At 60.2% G+C, this 19,879-nt stretch carries 17 protein-coding genes; 7 read left to right on the top strand and 10 right to left on the bottom strand.

What is annotated here, in order from left to right:
- Positions 1–23: 23 nt before the first annotated feature.
- Positions 24–1,028: a dTDP-glucose 4,6-dehydratase gene (gene rfbB, locus ONB52_06460; GenBank protein ID MDZ7415789.1), complete on the bottom strand. Its 1,005-nt coding sequence runs from the start codon at positions 1,026–1,028 to the stop codon at positions 24–26.
- Between the two features lie 215 nt (positions 1,029–1,243).
- The gene (locus ONB52_06465; GenBank protein MDZ7415790.1) at positions 1,244–2,926 is read right to left on the bottom strand and encodes a D-aminoacylase; all 1,683 of its coding nucleotides are present in this window, start codon (positions 2,924–2,926) and stop codon (positions 1,244–1,246) included.
- 303 nt (positions 2,927–3,229) lie between these two features.
- On the opposite strand from ONB52_06465, the gene ONB52_06470 reads away from it, so the two are divergent.
- The 6 genes from ONB52_06470 to ONB52_06495 all read left to right on the top strand — a co-directional run bounded on the left by ONB52_06470 (position 3,230) and on the right by ONB52_06495 (position 13,064).
- Complete coding sequence (locus ONB52_06470) at positions 3,230–4,861, top strand: SpoIIE family protein phosphatase (protein MDZ7415791.1); 1,632 nt, start codon at positions 3,230–3,232, stop codon at positions 4,859–4,861.
- A gap of 444 nt (positions 4,862–5,305) precedes the next feature.
- Entirely contained in the window at positions 5,306–5,914 is a 609-nt protein-coding gene (locus ONB52_06475) for a PadR family transcriptional regulator (protein ID MDZ7415792.1), read from the top strand.
- Positions 5,915–5,974: 60 nt separating this feature from the next.
- Positions 5,975–7,387 (top strand): TolC family protein, encoded by a 1,413-nt coding sequence (locus ONB52_06480; GenBank protein ID MDZ7415793.1) that lies wholly within the window; start codon positions 5,975–5,977, stop codon positions 7,385–7,387.
- Positions 7,388–7,572: 185 nt separating this feature from the next.
- Positions 7,573–8,658, top strand: a complete 1,086-nt coding sequence (locus tag ONB52_06485) for an efflux RND transporter periplasmic adaptor subunit (GenBank protein MDZ7415794.1) — start codon at positions 7,573–7,575, stop codon at positions 8,656–8,658.
- A 244-nt stretch (positions 8,659–8,902) separates the two neighbouring features.
- The gene (locus ONB52_06490; GenBank protein ID MDZ7415795.1) at positions 8,903–12,049 is read left to right on the top strand and encodes an efflux RND transporter permease subunit; all 3,147 of its coding nucleotides are present in this window, start codon (positions 8,903–8,905) and stop codon (positions 12,047–12,049) included.
- A gap of 265 nt (positions 12,050–12,314) precedes the next feature.
- A complete protein-coding gene (locus ONB52_06495) occupies positions 12,315–13,064 on the top strand; it encodes an SDR family oxidoreductase (protein ID MDZ7415796.1) in 750 nt (249 codons plus the stop codon).
- A 162-nt stretch (positions 13,065–13,226) separates the two neighbouring features.
- Here ONB52_06495 and ONB52_06500 read toward each other — a convergent pair whose 3' ends face one another.
- Positions 13,227–13,433: a cold-shock protein gene (locus tag ONB52_06500; protein MDZ7415797.1), complete on the bottom strand. Its 207-nt coding sequence runs from the start codon at positions 13,431–13,433 to the stop codon at positions 13,227–13,229.
- 420 nt (positions 13,434–13,853) lie between these two features.
- Between ONB52_06500 and ONB52_06505 the strand changes: the two genes are divergently transcribed.
- Positions 13,854–14,816 (top strand): MBL fold metallo-hydrolase, encoded by a 963-nt coding sequence (locus tag ONB52_06505; GenBank protein ID MDZ7415798.1) that lies wholly within the window; start codon positions 13,854–13,856, stop codon positions 14,814–14,816.
- Positions 14,817–14,854: 38 nt separating this feature from the next.
- On the opposite strand, the gene ONB52_06510 is transcribed toward ONB52_06505, so the two are convergent.
- The 7 genes from ONB52_06510 to fbp all read right to left on the bottom strand — a co-directional run bounded on the left by ONB52_06510 (position 14,855) and on the right by fbp (position 19,727).
- Positions 14,855–15,235 carry a co-chaperone GroES family protein gene (locus tag ONB52_06510; GenBank protein MDZ7415799.1) on the bottom strand — a complete coding sequence of 127 codons (381 nt, stop codon included), beginning with the start codon at positions 15,233–15,235 and terminating at the stop codon, positions 14,855–14,857.
- Positions 15,236–15,295: 60 nt separating this feature from the next.
- Entirely contained in the window at positions 15,296–16,150 is an 855-nt protein-coding gene (locus tag ONB52_06515; GenBank protein ID MDZ7415800.1) for a purine-nucleoside phosphorylase, read from the bottom strand.
- A gap of 101 nt (positions 16,151–16,251) precedes the next feature.
- Positions 16,252–16,809, bottom strand: coding sequence for a thymidine kinase (locus ONB52_06520; protein ID MDZ7415801.1), 558 nt, complete (start codon positions 16,807–16,809; stop codon positions 16,252–16,254).
- A 109-nt stretch (positions 16,810–16,918) separates the two neighbouring features.
- Entirely contained in the window at positions 16,919–17,563 is a 645-nt protein-coding gene (udk, locus tag ONB52_06525; protein ID MDZ7415802.1) for a uridine kinase, read from the bottom strand.
- A complete protein-coding gene (gene cdd / locus ONB52_06530; GenBank protein MDZ7415803.1) occupies positions 17,556–17,960 on the bottom strand; it encodes a cytidine deaminase in 405 nt (134 codons plus the stop codon). Before cdd ends, udk begins: the two co-directional genes overlap by 8 nt.
- A 116-nt stretch (positions 17,961–18,076) precedes the next feature.
- Positions 18,077–18,514, bottom strand: coding sequence for a single-stranded DNA-binding protein (locus ONB52_06535; protein MDZ7415804.1), 438 nt, complete (start codon positions 18,512–18,514; stop codon positions 18,077–18,079).
- A 202-nt stretch (positions 18,515–18,716) separates the two neighbouring features.
- Complete coding sequence (gene fbp / locus ONB52_06540) at positions 18,717–19,727, bottom strand: class 1 fructose-bisphosphatase (protein ID MDZ7415805.1); 1,011 nt, start codon at positions 19,725–19,727, stop codon at positions 18,717–18,719.
- Positions 19,728–19,879: the final 152 nt, after the last annotated feature.

Here is a 19,879-nt window from a genome sequence, read left to right on the forward strand (position 1 = left end):
ACAGGGCAGGCATGAACGCGACGTCACAATGACTTGCCATAGTTCTTGCGATAAAACTCGAGATATTCACCGCTTTTCAATTTTTCCCACCACCAGCGATTCTCCACGTACCAATCGATGGTCTGTGCCAGCGCGTTTTCCAGCGTGTGCCGCGGCCGCCAGCCCAGTCTGGCAAGTTTGCTGCAATCCACCGAATAACGGCGGTCGTGGCCCAGGCGGTCGGTGACGAAGGTTTTGAGCGACGCCGGTTTGTTCAGTCGGGCCAGGATGAAATCTGTGATCTCCAGATTGGTGCGCTCATTGCCGCCGCCGATGTTGTACACCTCGCCGGGCCGGCCGTGCTCCATCAGAAAGTGAATGGCATCGCAATGATCTTCCACATAGATCCAGTCACGCACATTTTTGCCGTCGCCGTAAATCGGCAGCGGCTTGTCCTCGATGGCATTGGTGACAAACAACGAAATCAGCTTCTCGGGATATTGATACGGCCCGAAGTTGTTGGAGCAACGCGTGATGATAACCGGCAGACCGTAAGTGACGAAGTAGGAATAGGCCAGCCGGTCGGCCCCTGCTTTCGAGGCCGAGTAGGGACTGGAGGGCATCAGCGCATCGGTCTCCTTGAACGAGCCTTGCGCGATGCTGCCGTAGACTTCGTCGGTGGAAATCTGAATGAACCTGCTGACGCCGTGGCGGCGGCTGGCATCCAACAGCACGAAGGCGCCGAACACATCGGTGCGGATGAATGCATCCGGGCTGCCGATCGAACGGTCGACGTGGCTTTCCGCCGCAAAATTCACCACCACCTCGACGCCCGGCAACAGTTCATCCACCAGGCCGGCATCACAAATGTCGCCCTTCACGAAATGATAGTTGGGATGGCCCTGGAGGTCGCGCAGATTCTCGAGGTTCCCGGCATAAGTGAGTTTGTCGAGATTGATGACCGCGACGTCGTCATGCCGGCGCAGGAGATAATGAATGAAATTGCTGCCAATGAAGCCGGCACCGCCGGTCACGAGGATTTTATGCATGATCCCTTCCTTGGTTGAGTTCGCCACTGCCGTCACGGAAGCGCTCCCGTTGCCGGGCTTGCAAAAGGGTGGCGAATTTAAACACGACTGTTTCGAAAGTCAACAGTGGCTTCACTTGACCGTTCCAGTATGAGAAACTGTGACAGGCGGGCGGACAGCAGCGGGCGCCCTGGCCGCCCGCTGGCTGGAGTGTCAGGTATTTTATCATCATCGCGTTAGGCTGGTGCACGCAGCACGCGGCCCGCCAGCGCGCCAGTAAATTTTTCCCGGTCGATGACGAGTTGGCCGTTCACAACAACAAAAGGGATGCCAGCCGGATACTGATGTGGCTGCGACCAGGTGGCGCGATCCGCAACAGTTTGGGGATCAAAAGCCACTACATCGGCCCAGTATCCGGGTTTGAGCATGCCGCGCTCGGCCAGCCGCAAGGTTTGCGCGGGCAGCGCGGTCAGTTTGCGCACCGCTTCGCCCAGCGTCATGATGCCCTGCTCGCGCACGTATTTGCCCAGCACCCGCGGAAAAGTCCCATAGGAGCGCGGATGGGGGTGACCGCTGTGCAACACGCCCTGCTCCGCCAGCGCCGCGCCATCACTGGCCGGCATGCAGTAGGGATCCGCCAGCAGTCGGGCGGTATCCTCTTCTGGCATGGCAAAGCCCACCATCCCGCCTCCGCCCTTTTCAATCAGAAGAAATTGCACCAGCAGATCAAAGGGATCCGCGCCTGAGCGCGCCAGTTCGGCAAGATTCATACCTTCATACTCCCTGCGGCGCGGATGATTGGGCAGGCTGGAGATCATTACCGATTGCCAGCCGCCGATCTTGTCGGCTTCGTATTGGACCAGCGGCCGCAATTGCGCGCGTGTCTCCGCATCCTGCAGGCGCTGCAGGAACGCTTCATTGCCGCCGGCACGCGCCCACAGCGGGAAAAGCGAGGACAATCCCGTGGCATAAGCGGTGTAGGGATAGCGATCGCAGGTTACACGCAGGCCGGCCTGCCGCGCGGCCGCCAGCATGGCCAGCATCTCCGGTTGTTTGTGCCAGTTTTGGTGGCCGGACGCCTTGATGTGGGAAATATTGAGCGCCACGCCCGCCTCCTGGGCAATGCGAATCGCTTCCGCCACTGCTTCCAGCAGGGTGTCGTCTTCATTGCGCATGTGGGTGGAGTAGATCGTCCGGCCCGTAGCGGTCCGGCACAACGCAATGATCTCCTCGGTGCTGGCAAAGCTGCCCGGGGTGTATTCCAATCCCGAAGAAATGCCGCAGGCACCCTGTTGCAGGGCCGTACGCAGCAGCGTCTGCATCTGCGCGATTTCCTCCGGCGTGGCAGGACGATCCTCCAGGCCGACCACGAGCTGGCGCAGCGTGCCCTGCCCCACCATGCTGGCGGCGTTGCTGATCAGCCCGCCGGCTTGCAGGCGCCGAAAGTAGCCGGTGAAATCCTGCCAGTCGACCGTGAGACCGAAGCGCTTGCTGAGCTCGGCATGCAGCTCGGCGCGCATTTTTTCATTCAACGGTGCCAGCGAATCGCCGTCCTGCCCAAGAATTTCCGTGGTGACGCCCTGCCGGATTTTCGACTGTGCTTCACCGCCGAGCAGCAGCTCTTCATCGCTGTGGCTGTGGAAGTCGATGAAGCCGGGCGCCACCGCCAGCCCGCTGACGTCGAGCTTGTGTTTGGCGCTGCGGTCGCGCAGATCGCCGATCGCAGTGATGCGGCCATTCTGCACGCCCAGGTCGCTGCGCATGCCGTCCCGGCCGCTGCCGTCATAAAGCAAACCGCCGATCAGCAGCAGGTCGAATTCGTACCAGGGGGCGCAGGCTGCGGCGAGCAACGGCGTCGTCGCCAGCGCGCCGGCCAGGCCGGTTTGCAGGAACTCCCGGCGGGAATATTGTTTGGCCATCTTTCCTCCCGTGACAAAGTTGGCGCAATATAGCCGCAGCCCGCTGCAGAAGCAAGGGCATTTCCGGCACAATTGCGCGGGCGTGATGTATGACGGAGAGCACCATCATCCTGAGGGCAGGAGGGCGGCTGCAATCTGACCGAGAAAAAATCCAGCGAAATACATCTTGTGGATTTGGATTCTGTGCCTATCTTATTGTCCAGCCGCCAGCCACGAAATTGCCAGGGGCAAGCCATGCGCTGCACTCAGTGTCAAGCCGAAAATCCCACCCAATTTCATCATTGCGGCAATTGCGGAGCGCCGTTGTTCCTCGCGGCCCTCAAGGAAGTGGGGGAGAAAGAGGAGACCGCCACTTACTACATTTATGCCGAGGGCGCCACGCTCGGCCGCCATTATGACAATACCATCGTCCTGCTTGATCCCTCGGTCTCGCGCACGCATGCGCGCCTGGAGTTCCGCGACGGCCGGTTCTACATTCAAGACCTGGGCAGCAGCAACGGCGTGCTGGTAAACGACAGCAAAGTCGACCGTCGCGAATTGAAGGATTTTGACCTGCTCACCATCGGCAACATCATGCTGCTGTTCCGCACCACCGAGCTGGCGAAAAGCGGGCAGAATCGCGTGCTGCTCACCCAGGACAGGTTTCTCGCGGCCATCAAAGACATCGGGGACAGCGCCAAGTCGGCCGCGCTCTCCCAGCGTGTGCTCGAAATCGCCGCGGAGTTCGCCGTCACCCTCACGCGCGCCGAGCGCGCCATCATCTTTCTCTATGATCGCAGCCTGAACTTGAAACCGGCGGTGTTTCACAATGTCTCCAGGGGGGAGTTGCAGCGTGACGAATTCGCAGTCAGCCGTTCGACCATCGAGCAGGCGCTGAGCACCGGCGAACTGGTGATCCGGGAGCCTGACCGGCAGAGCGCCAATCACAGCATGATCGCACTCAACCTGCACACCATCATCTGCCTGCCGTTGAAATCGCCGCATGCGCTCGAGGCCTCCACCGCGCATGATGCCGAGACCACCGGCCACTTTGCCAAAGGCATGATCTTTGGCGTGCTTTACCTCGACAGCCGCCGGCCGCTCAAAGGCCTGCCCGAGCACCGCCGCACGATGCTGCAGGTGCTGGCGGATCAAACCTCGCTCGCCATTGAAAATGCCCTGCTGCAGCGGGAAATGGCCGAGAAGCAGCGCCTCAAGAAGCAGATGCGCGCCGCCAGAGCGGTGCAGCAGCGCCTCTTTCCCGATCCCGAATACTCCCATCCCGGCTTCGAGATGGCGTTTCACTTTGCCGCGGCGCAGCAGATTGGCGGAGATTACCTCAATTTCATTCCGTTGAGTGAGACCCGCTTTCTGATAGCGATTGGCGATGTGGTGGGCAAGGGCCTGCCCGCGGGCCTGGTGGTGATGACGCTGCACGGCGGATTGTATTCGGAGATTTCGCATCGTCAGGAACTGCCGGCGATGATTCGCAATCTCGACCGCCTCATCTACGAATATGCCCAGGGCAAAGTCTTCGTCACATTTTTTCTCGGGATCTTGGATGTCGAGGCGAAACGGCTGGAGTTCTCCAGCGCCGGTCATAATCCCCCGCTGTTGCGCCGTCTGCCCGGCAAGGAGTGGGAAGAGGTGCGGGCGGAGGGCATTCCCTTGGGACTCGATCCCACCACGCCCCGCTTCGTCGAAACACTCGATTTGCAAGCCGGCGACCTGCTGTTGTTCTACACCGACGGCATCACCGAAGCCAGGACCAAGGACCGCAAACAGTTTGGCGTGGCGGGACTCAGGCACGTGGTCGATGGCTGGCTGGCGACTCAAAGCAGGACGCCTCTGACCCTCGCCGTGCTGGTGAAGGAAGTGTTCGCCGCCGTGCAACGCTTCACCGGCAGCCGGCAATTCGAAGATGACACCACGCTGATGGCAGTTGCTGTGAAGTGAAAGCCAATCCGTCTGCCGAGGTGGTCCAGACCGGCAATTGTTACGGGCCCGGCGCCTCATTCCGGTCGGACAGTATGCAGTGATGAATGTCCTCTTAAAAATTATCGCATGAGAAGCATGCGGAACGCACGGGGCAGCAACCCTCCCAAGTCCGGCCTGTCAAACCACCTGCCGAACGCCCTGCCATTAAATGAATAACTCATCTTCCGAGCGGCGGCTTTGCCGTTTTTTTGCGGGAGCTTGTCTTATCGCAAGGTATTGCTGGCTATGAATCTTTGTCTTTGATTTTTGGTGAAGACAATTGTTTCAGCTTAATTTCCAAGTCACCAGGCAATAAGCCTCTGGTTTGCAAGTGAACAAAAGCTCCCGTGAAATTTAATCTATTCTGGCTGCAACTATTCTAACTTTGAATAGTAAAACTCCCCAACTTTTTTGGAGAGCAGCATGTCGAAGAATGAAATTGCCATTCTGGGGTTGTTGTCGGAATCTCCCATGCACGGTTATCAGATTCACCAGGAGATCACCCGGCGCGAGATGGATTATTGGGCCAAGATCAAGCTGGCGTCGATCTACAGCACGCTGGCGCGGCTCGAGGAGGCTGGTTTGATCAAGTCCGAAAAGGAGAAAGTCGGCAACACACCGGAGCGCACGGTTTATTCGATCACCGAAGAGGGCCGTCAGCAGTTGAGCGAAATGGTGGAATATTTCCTGCGCGAGGACGAGCGGCCGGAATGGCCGTTTGGTCTGGGGGTGGCCTTCATTCAGGGCGCTTCGCGCGAACGCGTGCTGGCAGCGTTGCAGCACCGCCGCGAAAAGTTGCTGCAATGTGATCGCGATTTGCAGGCTCATTTGGTCGAGCTGAAAGACCGCATTCCCTTTAATTGGTTCATGTTGATCGAAAATGCCCACAAGCACATGAAGTTGGAACTGGAATGGCTCGAGCAGCTCGCCTTGCAGGTGCAGGCCGAGGAGCGCTGGACACTGGACTGGCCTGCCGAGGCGCAGGTGAAACAGCAAAAGCTGCGCACTTGCGCGGCGAGCAGGGCGGAGTGATCTCCAGCCTTTGCCATACCAGCCTGGATGTGAGAAATACCTTTCAACGGAGGAACCGCAATGTTCGCTTTCAAGCGAGAGTTGCTTTTCTGGATGATGGCTGTGGTTTTGACGAGTGCCGTGACGCAGCAGGCCGCCGCCCAGCCGGCGGAGGGCGAAAGCACACCGGCTTCCCGGCCGAACGGGACACCATTGACCCTCGAGCAGGCGGTGGCCACGGCCCTGGAAAAAAATCTTTCATTGCAAGCAGCCAGGCAAAGTACACGCTCCTCGCAGTGGGGCTTGAAGAAGGCCTATCTGGACTATCTGCCGCAAGTGAGTTTCGGCTTTCAATATCTCCGGCTCGATCAGGGCACGCTCGATCGCGCCAATGCGTTTTACAACTTCGTGAATGATCCTGCCAACAGTCAGTTTCTGCCGGAGGAACTGCGCCGCAATGTGCGCCCCGGCGCCTGGCGCAATTCCTATGGCCCTTCGGTGAGTGTGGTGCAGCCGATCTTTACCGGCGGGGTTTTGTCGTCACAATTGAACCTGGCACGGGCGCTGGACAGTCGTGGGCAGGCCAGCCTGGAGGAAACCCGGCAACGGGTGATCTTCGACACGCACAATGCCTATTTTCAAGTGCTGAAAGCGCAGGAGCTGCTGGCACTGGCGGAGGAATCGCGCCGCTCCGCCCAGCGGCATCTCGAAACCTCGAAGAAGATGCTGGAAGTCGGCTTGCGGGCACGCACCGAAGTCTTGCGTTTCGAAGTCGCGCTCGCCAGCGCGGAGAATGCCGTGGTGGTGGCGCAGAACAATCTGGAACTGGCCAAATCCGCGCTGAATCAGGTGATGGGCGTGGCGTTGGAGCAGGAGGTGACGCTGCAGCCGGTGAATGATTTCAGTTGGCAGGCGCCGCGCACCCTGGCCGAACAAACCGAGATTGCGTTGCGCCGCCATCCCGGCGTGCAGATGATGAAGGCGAATGTTGCGGCACAACGGGCAGCGGTGGGTGTGGCGCGCTCGGGTTTCCTGCCGAAAGTGGGTCTGGCCTACAATTACTCCTGGGAGGCGAACGATACCTGGGCCTTCGACAGTTTCCGCACTTGGTCGCTCGCCATCTCGGCCTCGCTGCCGGTGTTCAACAGTTTTCAGAATTACGCCGGACTGCAACGCGAGCGCTCGGCGCTGCAGCAGGCGCAAAAGATGGAGGAGGATTTCATTCGCGGCCTGCAATTGCAGGTGAAGCAGGCCTCGCTGAACCTGGCCGCAGCGGAAAAGCGCATCACCATCGCGGAGAAGGCGGTGGAAGAGGCGAATGAGAATCTGCGCATCGTCAACAACTCCTATGAAGTCGGCCTGCTTTCCAGTCTGGATGTGGTCGATGCCGAAGTCGCCGCAACCCAGGCCAAGGCCAGCCGGATCGAGGCGCGCTATGATTTCTTCCTCGCCAAAGCGCAACTGGCGCGTGCGATGGGTGTTCTGGGACGGTAGCCCGCATCATACGGCTTCAGCTCGTGCGCGCGGTGCACCTGAACATGCCGCAGGTTCCACTGCCGGCGTGTTTGTCTGTCGCTTTAGGGTCATTTTACAGCACCAGCCTGCCATGCGTCATTCCTCATGAATGGCACTACATTTTTTAGCGCTGGACAAGTCTGTCTTGATAAAGTGAGGACGATATGTTATCCAAAAAGGTCATCGCACTGTTGATCGTAACGGTGTTCATCAGTTTCGTAGCCTGGAGCCGCTGGCACAGCGAGAGAAATGCGCCTGTTGCCGAGGCCCGGCCGGTTGCGGTCAGGACCATCACCCTCTCTCCCGCCGAAATGACGCAAACTTTGGCAGTCTCCGGCACGCTGGCCGGTGAGTACGAAGCGACGGTCGTTTCGGAGACGCATGGCACCATTGTGGCCGTGCGCGCGCAAGTCGGAGAATGGCTCAACAAGGGTGCGACCATCGTGCAGGTGGAAAATGATCTCAAGCTGGTCGCTGTGGAGCAGGCCCGCGCACAATTGCTGACCGCGCAGACGAATCATGAGAAGGCGGTCAAGGATCGGGCAAGATATGAAGAACTGTTTCAGCAACAAATCACCACACAGAGTGTGCTGGAGAATGCCCGCCTGGCTGAGCGCGCGGCACTGGCGCAACTCAAGAGCGCGGAAGCGGCTTTGAAACTGGCGCAGCGCCAGTACGATGATACTTTCATCAAGACGCCGCTTGCCGGCCGCCTGGCAGACCGCTACGTTGACGCAGCCGTGCTGGTGCGGCCGGGTGACCGTGTTGGCGTGGTGGTGGATGCGCGCAGGATGAAGCTGAAAACGAGTGTGGCGGAAAGCGAAGTGGCCCTGCTGCGCCACGGCCAGCCCGCGGTGGTGACCGTCGATGCCCTGCCGGGCAGAACTTTCAATGGCAGAGTGGTTGCCGTGGCACAAAAAGCCAACAGTGAGCGGACCTATGCGGTCGAGATTTTGGTGGAGAATGATGCGGCCGAATCTTTGAAAAGCGGCATGTTCGGCCGCAGTGTCATCAGCGTGGCGCGGGCGGAGAACGCCCTGGTTGTGCCACGCGCCGCGCTCTTGTCCGATCTTTCCGGGCACCATGTTTTTGTCGAGGAAAACGGCATCGCCCGCCGTGTGCCGGTTGCACTCGGACTGCAGGAGCCGGAGCGGGTGCAAATTGTCAGCGGCCCGGCCGCGGGCGCACATCTGGTGGTCTCCGGACAACAGCGCTTGTCGGATGGTGACAAAGTCATCGTGCAGGAATAGTAACATGTCTGACGGCCCGGGCATTGCGGCGTGAATGACGATGCCATGCCCGGACAATACGTCTCTGCCTGGACGCTTCGCGGTGTTGGACCACCGCATGGACGGAATGCAGCAAAACTCCGCCGCGATGTTCGATGTGCCTGCTTGCCCGAAAAGGCCGGGCAAGTGGTTTGCCAATGTTGCGGTGCACCATCGCAATGTGTCCGGAGAGTAAACAGGCACAAATGGAATTCAGGAAAAAGCCATGACCCTCACCGAGGTTTCGATAAAACGGCCGGCTTTTATTACCATGGTTTTCACTGCGCTGGCCGCACTCGGGATCTTCGCCTATTCGCAAATGGGCGTGGATCTGTTGCCCAAGATGGACTGGCCGATGGTGTCGGTGGTCACCATCTATCCCGGCGCCGGTCCGAAAGAAGTGGAGAGCGAGGTCTCCAAGCCCATCGAAGAGGCGCTGTCGAGCCTGAACGGCTTGAAGCACATCCGCTCGTTTTCCAACGAAGGTGTGTCCGTGCTGCTGGCGGAGTTTTCGTTTACCACGGATGTCGAGGTTGCCACCAATGAAGTGCAGCGCAAGGTGGACGGCGTGCGCGCGGAGCTGCCGAAGGATATTTACACCCCCACAGTAACCAAGTCGGACATCAACGACTTTCCAATTGTGCGCATCGCATTGAGCAGCCGCCAGCTCGACAGCCGGGCATTGTATCAGTTTGCCGACGAGTATGTCGCCCCGCGGCTGGAGCAGTTGCCCGGCGTCTCCAGCGTCACCATCGTTGGCGGCCGGCAGCGTGAGATCCGCATCGAGGTGGACAATGACCGGCTGCGCGCCTACAACCTCTCCATCGTGCAGGTCAGTCAGGCACTGCAGCGCGAAAATCTGGATTTCCCCACCGGCAAGATCAATTCACGTGAAAATCAATACCTCGTGCGTGTCGCCGGCAAATTCACCTCGCCGCAGGCCATGAACAACATTGTGCTGGCCGCCCACGGCGACAGCCGCATCTATCTGCGCGATGTCGCGCAGGTGCTGGACACCTTCAATGAAGACGTGACCTACACCCGTTTGAACGGCGAGCCGGCGCTGGGCCTGTATCTGCAGCGGCAATCCGGCTCCAATTCGGTGCAGGTGGCCGGCCTGGTGCGCGCCGAGCTGGCGAAGATCGAGAACGAGCAACAGGGCAGGATTCACTTCGAGGTGGCGCAGGACATCACGCAATTCACCCTGCACTCTGTCAACGAAGTCAAGCGCGATCTCGGCCTGGCGGTGTTGATGGTGGCGCTGGTGCTGTTCGTCTTCCTGCACAGTTTCCGCAATTCGTTCATTGTGCTGCTGTCGATTCCAACCAGCCTGATCACCACCTTCATCATGATGCAGGCCTTCGCTTTCACCATCAATTTAGTTTCGCTGATGGCGCTGGCACTGGTGATCGGCATCCTGGTGGATGATTCCATCGTCGTGCTGGAAAACATCCACCGTCATCTCGAACACGGCGAGGCGCCGCAGGTGGCGGCGCTCAGGGGGCGCAACGAAATCGGTTTCGCCGCTGTTGCCATCACCCTGGTGGACGTGGTGGTGTTCCTGCCCATCGCCTTGATTGGCGGCATTGTCGGCAAGATTTTCAAGGAGTTCGGTCTCACCATCGTGGTGAGCACGCTGTTGTCGCTCTTCGTTTCCTTCACGCTCACGCCCATGCTGGCAGCGAAGTGGTCGCGTGCCGGCCGCACCTCCTTCCGCTGGCCGTGGCTGCACAAGATCATTGATACTTTCGAAACTTGGCAGCAGAATCTCAACGAGCGTTATCGTCACCTGCTGGCCTGGAGCCTGGATCATCGCAAGACCGTGGTGGCGACCAGCTTTGCGCTGCTGCTGGCCAGTCTGGCGCTCGTGCCGCTGGGCGCGATTGGCACGGAATTCATCAGTGAAGCCGATCGCGGCGAATTCGCCATCAATCTTGAAATGCCGATCGGCACCGCGCTTGACCTCACCGACCAGGCCACGCGCCGCGTCGAGTCATTGCTGGCCGGCATGCCGGAAGTCACGCGCTATCTGGCGACCGTGGGCAAGTCGCAAAGTGAATGGAGCAGCACGCAGCGGCCCAACGTGGCGCAAATCGCCGTTACCCTCAAGCCGAAGCGCGAGCGCGAACGCAGCACGGCGGAAGTGATGAATGCGATCGCCGCTGCCTCGGCAAAAATCCCGGGTCTGGTGGTGCGGATGAGCCCAATCAGCATGTTTGGCGCCGCCCAGGAGGCACCGCTGCAGATCGAGGTGAAGGGGCCGGACCTGGAGACGCTCGCGCGCGTGGCGGAGCAAGTCGCGAACATTACGGCGAATGTGGCGGGCACGCGCGACGTGAAAAGCTCGTGGGAGGAAGGCCAGCCCGAGATCCAGATCGCGGTGGATCGCGAGCGTGCCGCGCACTTCGGCCTCACTCTCGGCGAAATTGGCGTGGCGCTGCGCACCGCCCTGGAGGGTGACATTGCCACCAAGTTCAAGGACGGCAACAGCGAATTCGACACGCGCGTGGTGCTCGCCAAAGCCAACCGCAGCAATCCCGCGGATGTGGAGAAGGTGACGCTGGTGAACTATCGCGGCGAGCGCATCCTTCTGGGACAGGTGGCCAAGGTCCACCAGGGCAAGGGTCCGACCATCATCAGCCGCAAGGATCGCGAGCGTTTGATCACGGTTTCTTCCAACCTGGACGGCACGGTTCCGCTCGGCCGGATCACCCAGGAGATCCAGCGCCGGGGCGCCGCGATCGTGCTGCCGTCGGGTGTCACGATCGCCTACGCCGGCGATGTGCAGAACATGCAGGACATGTTCCGGGACATGATGATCGCCATCGGCTTTGCCGCCCTGTTCGTTTACATGATCATGGTGGCGCTGTTCGAGAGCTATGCCCATCCCTTCACCATCATGTTCTCCATTCCAGTGGCATTGGTTGGCGGTCTGGGCGCGCTGGCACTCACCGGCCAGACGCTCAACATGTTTTCGATGATCGGCATCCTGCTTTCCATGGGCCTGGTGACCAAGAACGCGATTCTGCTGGTCGATCGCACCAACGAGCAACGCAGTCGCGGTTTGTCTGTACGGGAGGCCCTGCTGGAAGCCGGGCCGACGCGATTGCGGCCGATTCTCATGACCACACTCACCATGGTGCTCGGCATGACGCCGCTCGCCCTGGCTCTGGGCGCCGGTTCGGAGATCCGGCAGAGCATGGCGATCGTGGTCATCGGCGCATTGATCAGCTCCACGTTGTTGACGCTGGTCCTGGTGCCGGTGATTTACACCTATGTGGAGGGTTTTCGCCGCCGGTTGGCGCGCCGTCAGGCGGAGGAGGGCAATGGCCGCCTTGAGCATACGCACACCCTGGCGGCAGAAACCGCATGAAGCGTGCGCTTGCGCGCTCACGAAATTCAATTGCACCGGCAGCATGGCATGGAAGACAAATCGTCCCGCCCACCGGCATGCAACCTTGATTGCGACAGAGGCACGATAATTCCTGCCGGTGTTCACTCTTGCGGGCGGAACGTTTTTGCATCTTCCACGCGGCGCCCCGGCAGAATACCGGGCTTGCTGCCAGTGCCGCCGGAGGCACATGCCATCGGGCAATATTGTGTGCGCGGAACAAGTGTGAAAAACGGGAGGTGGGCTGATGACGCCACTGCAAGATCAGGTGGCCATCGTCACCGGCGCCAGCAGCGGCATTGGGTTCGCAACTGCCCTGGCGCTGGCACAGGCTGGTGCGAAAGTAACCCTGGCGGCACGGCGCAAAGATCGTTTGGGCAACTTGAAGAAGAAGATCACCGACCAGGGCGGTGAGGCGCTGCTGGTACAAACCGATGTCACTGATCAGGCGGCGGTGCAGGCGGCGGTGCAGCAGACCATGAAGAAATGGGGGCGGATCGATGTGCTGGTCAACAATGCCGGCGTGATGCTGCTCTCCTACATGCGCAATCTCCAGATCGGGGAATGGATGCGCATGATCGACACCAACGTCAAGGGCGTGTTGTATGGCATTGCCGCGGTGCTGCCCATCATGCGGGAACAGCGGCGCGGGCACATCCTCAACATCTCCTCGGACGCTGCCGGCAAGGTGTTTCCCGGGTCGGCGGTCTACAGCGGCACCAAGGCGGCGATCAATTGGATTGCGGAGGGCTTGCGTTCGGAGCTGGCGCGGGAGAAGATGCCGGTGCGGGTGACCACCATCATGCCGGGGGCGGTGGCCACCGAGCTGGCCACACACATCACCGATCGCGGCATCCTGGAAGTGTTTCGCAACAATCCCCGCATCGCGTTCATGAAGCCGGAGGATGTTGCGGCTGCCGTGTTGTATGCCCTGCAGCAACCCGCGCACGTCGATGTCAATCAAATCCTCGTGCGGCCGACAGAGCAGGCAAGCTGAGGAGACAATCGGGGGTGCGTTCCCGGGCGACGGTGTTGGCATGGTCGGCCCCGGGGCTGCGGGGTGCGTTCTACGGGCGCGGAGCCGAAAACAAGAAACCCCGGCCGATTTCGCGGGGCGAAACCAGTCGGGGTGAAGTTTTCTGCGTCAAAGTGGGGGCAGTTATTTGCCCAGGCGAATGACATTGGAAGCCGACAAGCCTTTCGGGCCCTGTTGGACTTCGAATTGCACCTTCTCGCCCTCTGTCAAGGTTTTGAAACCTTCACCGTTGATGGCCTTGAAGTGGACGAAGACATCCTGGCCGTTTTCGCGCTGGATGAAACCATATCCTTTGGCTTCGTTGAACCACTTGACTGTTCCCGTTTCCATACTCTGGACGGTCCTTTCAAAATATTAAAGCTTGCCCTCGTGGGCCGGAAGCCCGCGAGGAGGGATTGAGGCGTACAACCAGCTTTTGCCGCACCTGTTACCCAAACTTCGGATGTCAACGGGGACAACGAAATTTGTGGGAGGGCAGAGAACCGGATGGATCGCTGGTTGACTGCAACATCCTTGGTAGCCGTGATCCTCGGTGTGGAATTTCAGGAAGGCTTCAACAGCAGACCGCAATCCAGATATAGCTGACCCGCGCTGCGGGGGTCGCCCGACAAAGGGCGCAAAAACTGTGTACAAAGTGCCAAAAAGATAAGTGCAAATTTTTTGAAATGCAAGTGCTGATTTCTTCCCGGTAAATTTTGTAATCGCAGCCAGGCTCCTGTTGCGTTTGAGTTATCCGGTTACGGAAAGTTCATGTTCGTCTACGACCGTGTCATTCGTCTGCGGGGCTCGCGCCTGACGTTTGATGCCCGCACCCGCAATGAGCTGGTCTGCATCTCGCATGCCCATGCCGATCACGCCCGCACACATCACCTCACCTATGCCACGCCTGCCACGGCCGCACTCATGCACGCCCGTCTGGGCAAATCGGCCATCACGCCGGTACCCTTCGGCAAAACGATGGAGATCGAGGGCTATCGCATTTCCTTTCATCCCGCCGGCCATATTCTCGGCTCGGCGCAAATTCTGGCAGAGCGTGAGGGCGAGCGCCTGCTTTACAGCGGCGATTTCAACACCGAGGCCAGTGCAGCGGCTGAGCGTTTGGAAATCGTGCCCGCGAGCACGCTGATCATGGAATGCACCTATGGCCATCCACGCTACCAATTCCCGCCGCGCGCGGAATTGGTGGCAAGACTGTGTGACTGGACCGCCGGCAACTTGAAAGCAGGCCGCGTGCCGGTCGTGATTGGCTACCCTTTGGGAAAATCGCAGGAAGCGATGAAAATTCTCACGGACAACGGTTTTGCGCTCTGCGTGCACGGCACCATCCTCAAGCTCGCGCGCGTCTACGAGCAGTTCGGCTACCGCTTCACACGGGTCGAGCCCTTGCGCCGCACCTCTGACCTGGCCGGCAAGGTGTTGATTCTGCCGCGACGGGCGGAGTTGACCAGGCTGATTACCCGCATTCCGAACAAGCGCACGCTGTTCCTCTCAGGCTGGGCGGTGCATGAAAGTTTCAAATATCGCTGCGGGGTGGATGAAGCCCTGCCGCTCTCCGATCACGCGGATTTCAAGGGACTGCTGGAGTTTGTCCGGCGGGTCAATCCCGCCAAAATTTTCGTGACCCACGGCCCCGCGGATTTTGCCGTACATTTGCGGCAACTGGGCTACGATGCCCGGCCGCTGCGCGCCAACCCCCAGGGCGAGTTGTTTTGATCCTGCGGCATCCGGCACGGCGCATTCCCCGCGCACCCTCATTCTGAGCCGGTGTTGCGCATTAACACCAGAATGGCGCCCTGCGGCACCACCAGATAATTTTTATCATCGATCTTGATTTCGACCGCGGCTTTGCGCAGGAAAATGGCATAATCACCCTCGCGCGCCTGCATCGGCAGATGGCGCGATTCCCGGCGGGCCGGCTTCCAGGGCTCGCTGTCGACCTCGCCAAAATCCGGCAGCGGTGTGCCCGGCCCGGTGGCCACGATCCTGCCGCCCTGAACCGATTCCCGTTCCACCGCCCATTTGGGCAAATACAACCCGACCTCGGTGCGCTCCTCCCCCTCATCCGGTTCGATGAGAACACGATCCCCCACCACCAGCAGACGCGTGCGTTTTCCCGTTTTTGCTCGTCTCATGGCCAGTCAGTGATCATGTGTCAAACCGCACCCTGCCAGTCCCGCGCGGCCGGCGTTGGTTCAGCCGATTTGTTTGATAATGGCATGCAACAATTTCTGAAATGTCGTGCTGATGCGGTTGGCCACCTCGGTGACCTCGGCATGATCGAGCTTCTGGCTCGTCAAGCCGGTGCACAGATTGGTGATGCAGGAAATCCCCAGCACTTCGAGCCGGCGCGCAACCGCCACCAGCACCTCCGGTACGGTCGACATGGTGGCGGCATCGGCGCCCAGGCGTTGCGCCATCCTCACTTCCGCTGCTGTCTCATAGCTCGGCCCCTTCGACGCAAACAGCACGCCGCGGCGCAGGGGAATGCCGAGCTGGCGTGCCGCCTCCAGTGCCACGCCTTGCAGGCCGGGATCGTAGGGTGCGTGCATGTCCGGCCAGCGTTCGCCCCATTCCCTGCGATGCTGCCCGCGCAGCGGATTGGTGAACATGAAATTGATGTGATCATCGATCAGCATCAGATCGCCGGGTCGGAACAGCGGGTTGAGGCCACCGGCGGCATTGGTGACGATCAGGCGTTTCACGCCCAGCTCTGCCATCAAATGCACCGGGAAACCCACCACGGAGGCGGGATAACCCTCATATGTGTGCACCCGGCCCTGCAGGGCCAGCAGCCTCTTGCCGCCCACCCTGCCGATAATCCAGCAGCCGGCATGACCGGCGACGGTCGAGCGCGGATATTCCGGAATTTGGGCGGTGGGCAGAATCTCGGTGTCTTGCATGCTGTCGGCAAAGCTTCCCAGGCCGGAACCCAAAATGATGGCCAGTCGGGGAAGGCTGGCAAAACGCTGTTGCACGAAAGCTTTGGCGGTGGCCAGGCGCTCCGCGTCGAGCAGAGGCGGCGCCATTTCGGTTTGCATGGGAGTCATGGCAGGCACATTATTTCCCGACCCCGCGAGACGACGGCGGGGCGGAATTGGGTTGTCCCAGTCGGTTTGCGAAAGCGGTGAATACCTGCGGTTCGCGCGGGTCAGCTCTCGGGCGGCACGAAGCATTTGCGGCAGCGGGCCTCGTAGATTTGCGTGGCACCCACCACCACGCGCTCGCGTGCCGCGGTGAGGCGCTGCGTGTAGCTGGCCGGTTCGCCGCATTGCATGCAGATGGCCTGCGTTTTGGTGACCTGCTCGGCGATGGCCATGAGTTGCGGCATGGGCTCGAAAGGCACACCGCGGTAATCCATGTCCAGCCCGGCGACGATGACGCGCACACCGCGCTGCGCCAGCAGGTTGCAGACCTGCACCAGGCTGGCGTCGAAAAACTGGCCCTCGTCGATGCCGATGACCTGGGCATCGCCGGCATTGGCGAGAATTTCCTGCGCGTTTTTCACCGGCAGCGAGCGCAGTTTTTGTTCATTGTGCGACACGATGTGATCACTGGCGTAGCGATCGTCGATCACGGGTTTGAAAATCATCACACGCTGCTTGGCGATTTGTGCCCGGCGCAGCCGGCGGATCAGTTCCTCGGTTTTGCCGCTGAACATTCCGCCGCATATCACTTCGATCGAACCCATTTCAGAGTGTGCAGGCATGAGATCGTAAATTCCGCTTTGCGATGAAGGCAGGAATACTCTCGTGGCCGCCCGTCTGCGCACGGGGTCGCTGGCGGTCCGCCCTCCGGCCGTGAAACGGCGGCGCCGCTTATGATTGCCTCTCCTTCAACAGCGCGGCGATCTTGGTGCGCAGCAGATCGATGGCCACCAGGTTGTAACCACCCTCCGGTATGATGAGATCGGCGTAGCGTTTGCTCGGCTCGACAAACTGCAAATGCATGGGCCGCACGCTTTTTTCATACTGCTCAATCACCGACTGCACCGTGCGGCCGCGTTCGGTGGTGTCGCGCTTCAGCCGGCGGATGAAGCGCAGGTCGGCATCGGTATCCACGTAGACTTTGATGTCCATCAGCTCGCGCAGCTCGGGGTTGTCGAGTATGAGAATGCCCTCGAGCACGATGACGTCATGCGGGCCGGTGCGCCGGGTTTCCGGCCGGCGCGTGTGCGTGGTGAAATCATAGATCGGGATGTCGACGGAATGGCCGCTCAACAGCTCCTTGATGTGGCGGACCAGCAGCTCGGTGTCGATCGACGAGGGATGGTCGAAATTGTAGGTGGCGCGCTCCTCGAGGGACAGATGGTTGAGATTGCGGTAGTAGGAATCCTGCTCGATGATGACGACGCGATCACTGCCGAGCTGGCCAACGATTTTCTGCGTGACCATGGTCTTGCCGGAGCCGGAGCCGCCGGCAATGCCGATCAAGATGCCTCGTTTTGTCCAATTCTTATGCATGGTTGAACATGTGCTCGTCAAAAGCCTCGGGCAGCAGGTCTTTCAGTTTGAACCGGCGCGTTGCGCCGGCACGGTTGACCAAAATGACCTCGAGATCGCGGCCGTAATCCCACAGCACTTGCCGGCACGCCCCGCAGGGTGTGGTGAAATCCTCGGTGTCAGCCGCCACCGCCACACAGCAGAAGTCCCGTTCGCCTTCCGAAAGGGCCTTGAAGAGCGCCACCCGTTCCGCGCAGCAGGTCAGGCCGTACGAGCTCGACTCGATGTTGCAGCCGTCATAGATGCGCCCGCTGCGCGTGGCAATGGCGGCGCCCACGTGGAACTTAGAATAGGGCGCCAGTGCCCTGGCTTTGGCGCGCACGGCCGCCGCGAGCAATTCCTGGACGTCTGCGTTCATGCCCTGTCCTCGTTCCGGTCCCGCGTTTGTTCGGCGAAAAAAAATCCGAGCCCAAGCGGACCCGGATTCAAAATTTTCAAACAAAATTGGCACGGCGCATTGGCGGTCTCCGGCCTTCAGAATGGCAGATCTTCCGCGGGCTCCGCGGCCGCGGGCGGCACATAGTCATCACCGGGGGGTGGAATTTCGGGGCCGCCGCCCGCCTCGGCCCCATCGCCTTTACGGCCGAGAAACTGCACATTGAGCGCGACCACCTCGGTGATGTAACGTTTCTGGCCCTTGTCATCATCCCAGGAGCGGGTCCGCAGCCGGCCCTCGACATAGACCAGTTGCCCCTTCTTGAGATACTCGCCCATGACCTCCGCGGTCCGGCCAAACGTCACGATGCGATGCCATTCCGTGCGGTCCTGCTGCTTCCCGTCCTTGTCTTTGTAGCTGTCGTTGGTGGCAACACTGAAGGTCGCCACGGCCAGGCCGCCCGGGGTATATTTGATTTCAGGATCGCGGCCGGCATGGCCGATCAACATCACCTTGTTGAGTCCACGAGATGCCATGCGCTCCCCCTTTCGGGTTTGATGGTCTCAGGTGCCGCCCAGGGCCTGTGCGAGGGGCTGACACCTGCTGGGCAGACGGCGCGATTGGGGCTGGTCGTGACCGTGAGACGGCGTCGTCGTCAAGGAGCGTTGGAGTGAATCGCGCGCGTATGTGAATTGTGACCAAGAGTAGAAAATTTTTTTCCTCTTGTCAAGCAGTTTGTCAGACGGTGCGTTTGCCCTGCAGGAATTCCTCCGCCTCCTGCACGTCCTCCGCCGCGCCGATGATCAGCGGCGTGCGCTGGTGCAATTCCGTCGGCGTGATGGTCAGGATGCTCTGCTGCCCGTTGCTCGCCGCACCGCCCGCCTGGGTGGCCAGCAGCGCCAGCGGATTGGCTTCATAAAGCAGCCGCAGCTTGCCGTTGGGATTCTTGGAGTCCGCCGGATAGAGAAAAATCCCGCCATAGAGCAGATTGCGGTGAAAATCCGACACCAGCGAGCCGATGTAACGCGAGGAATAGGGCCGGCCGGTGGCCTTGTCGCTCTGCTTGAGGTATTGTATGTAGTTGCGCATGCCCTCGCTCCAGCGGCCGCTGTTGCCCTCATTGGTGCTGTAAATCTGGCCGCGCCGCGGCGTCTTGATGTTTTCGTGCGAGAGCAGAAATTCCCCCACCGTGGGATCCAGCGTGAAGCCGTGCACCCCCTGGCCCGCGGTGTAGACCAGCAGGGTGGAAGAGCCATAGAGAATGTAGCCGGCGCCCACCTGCTTGATTCCGGGTTGCAGGGCATCCGCCAGCGTGCCACGCTCGCCCGGGCTGATCTTGCGCAGAATCGAGAAGATGGTGCCGATGCTGACGTTCGCATCGATGTTGGAGGAACCATCGAGCGGATCGTAAAGCAGCACGTAATGACCGCATTTGAATTCCGCGGGGATGGGAATCAGCTCATCGCGCTCCTCGCTCGCCATGCAGCACAGGCGGCCGGTGTGATCGAGCGCGCGAAAGATGACGTCATCGGCAAACTCGTCGAGCTTGCGCACCAGTTCGCCCTGCACGTTGGTGGCGCCGGTGTAGCCCAGAATGTCGATCAAGCCGGCGCGCCGCACCTCGCGCGAGATGATCTTGGCGGCAAACGCCAAATCGTACAGCAGGGCGGAAAACTCCCCCGTGGCCTGGGGAAAGGATTTCTGCTGCTCGATGATGTGCCGCTCGATTGTCATGAGTTTTTTGACCATGGCTTGCTCCTCGGAGATGGGGTGGTGGTGGCCCGCTGCTGCCTGCAGGTGGGAAGGCAGCACGTTCGGCGGATTTTTCGCAAGAAGCTTCGCGCACTTGAATGCGGCGCAATTTAGCCGCGCACCGCTGAAAAGTCAAGCAGGATATTGTG

Source organism: candidate division KSB1 bacterium (assembly GCA_034506255.1).
Lineage (GTDB): Bacteria > Zhuqueibacterota > Zhuqueibacteria > Zhuqueibacterales > Zhuqueibacteraceae > Coneutiohabitans > Coneutiohabitans thermophilus.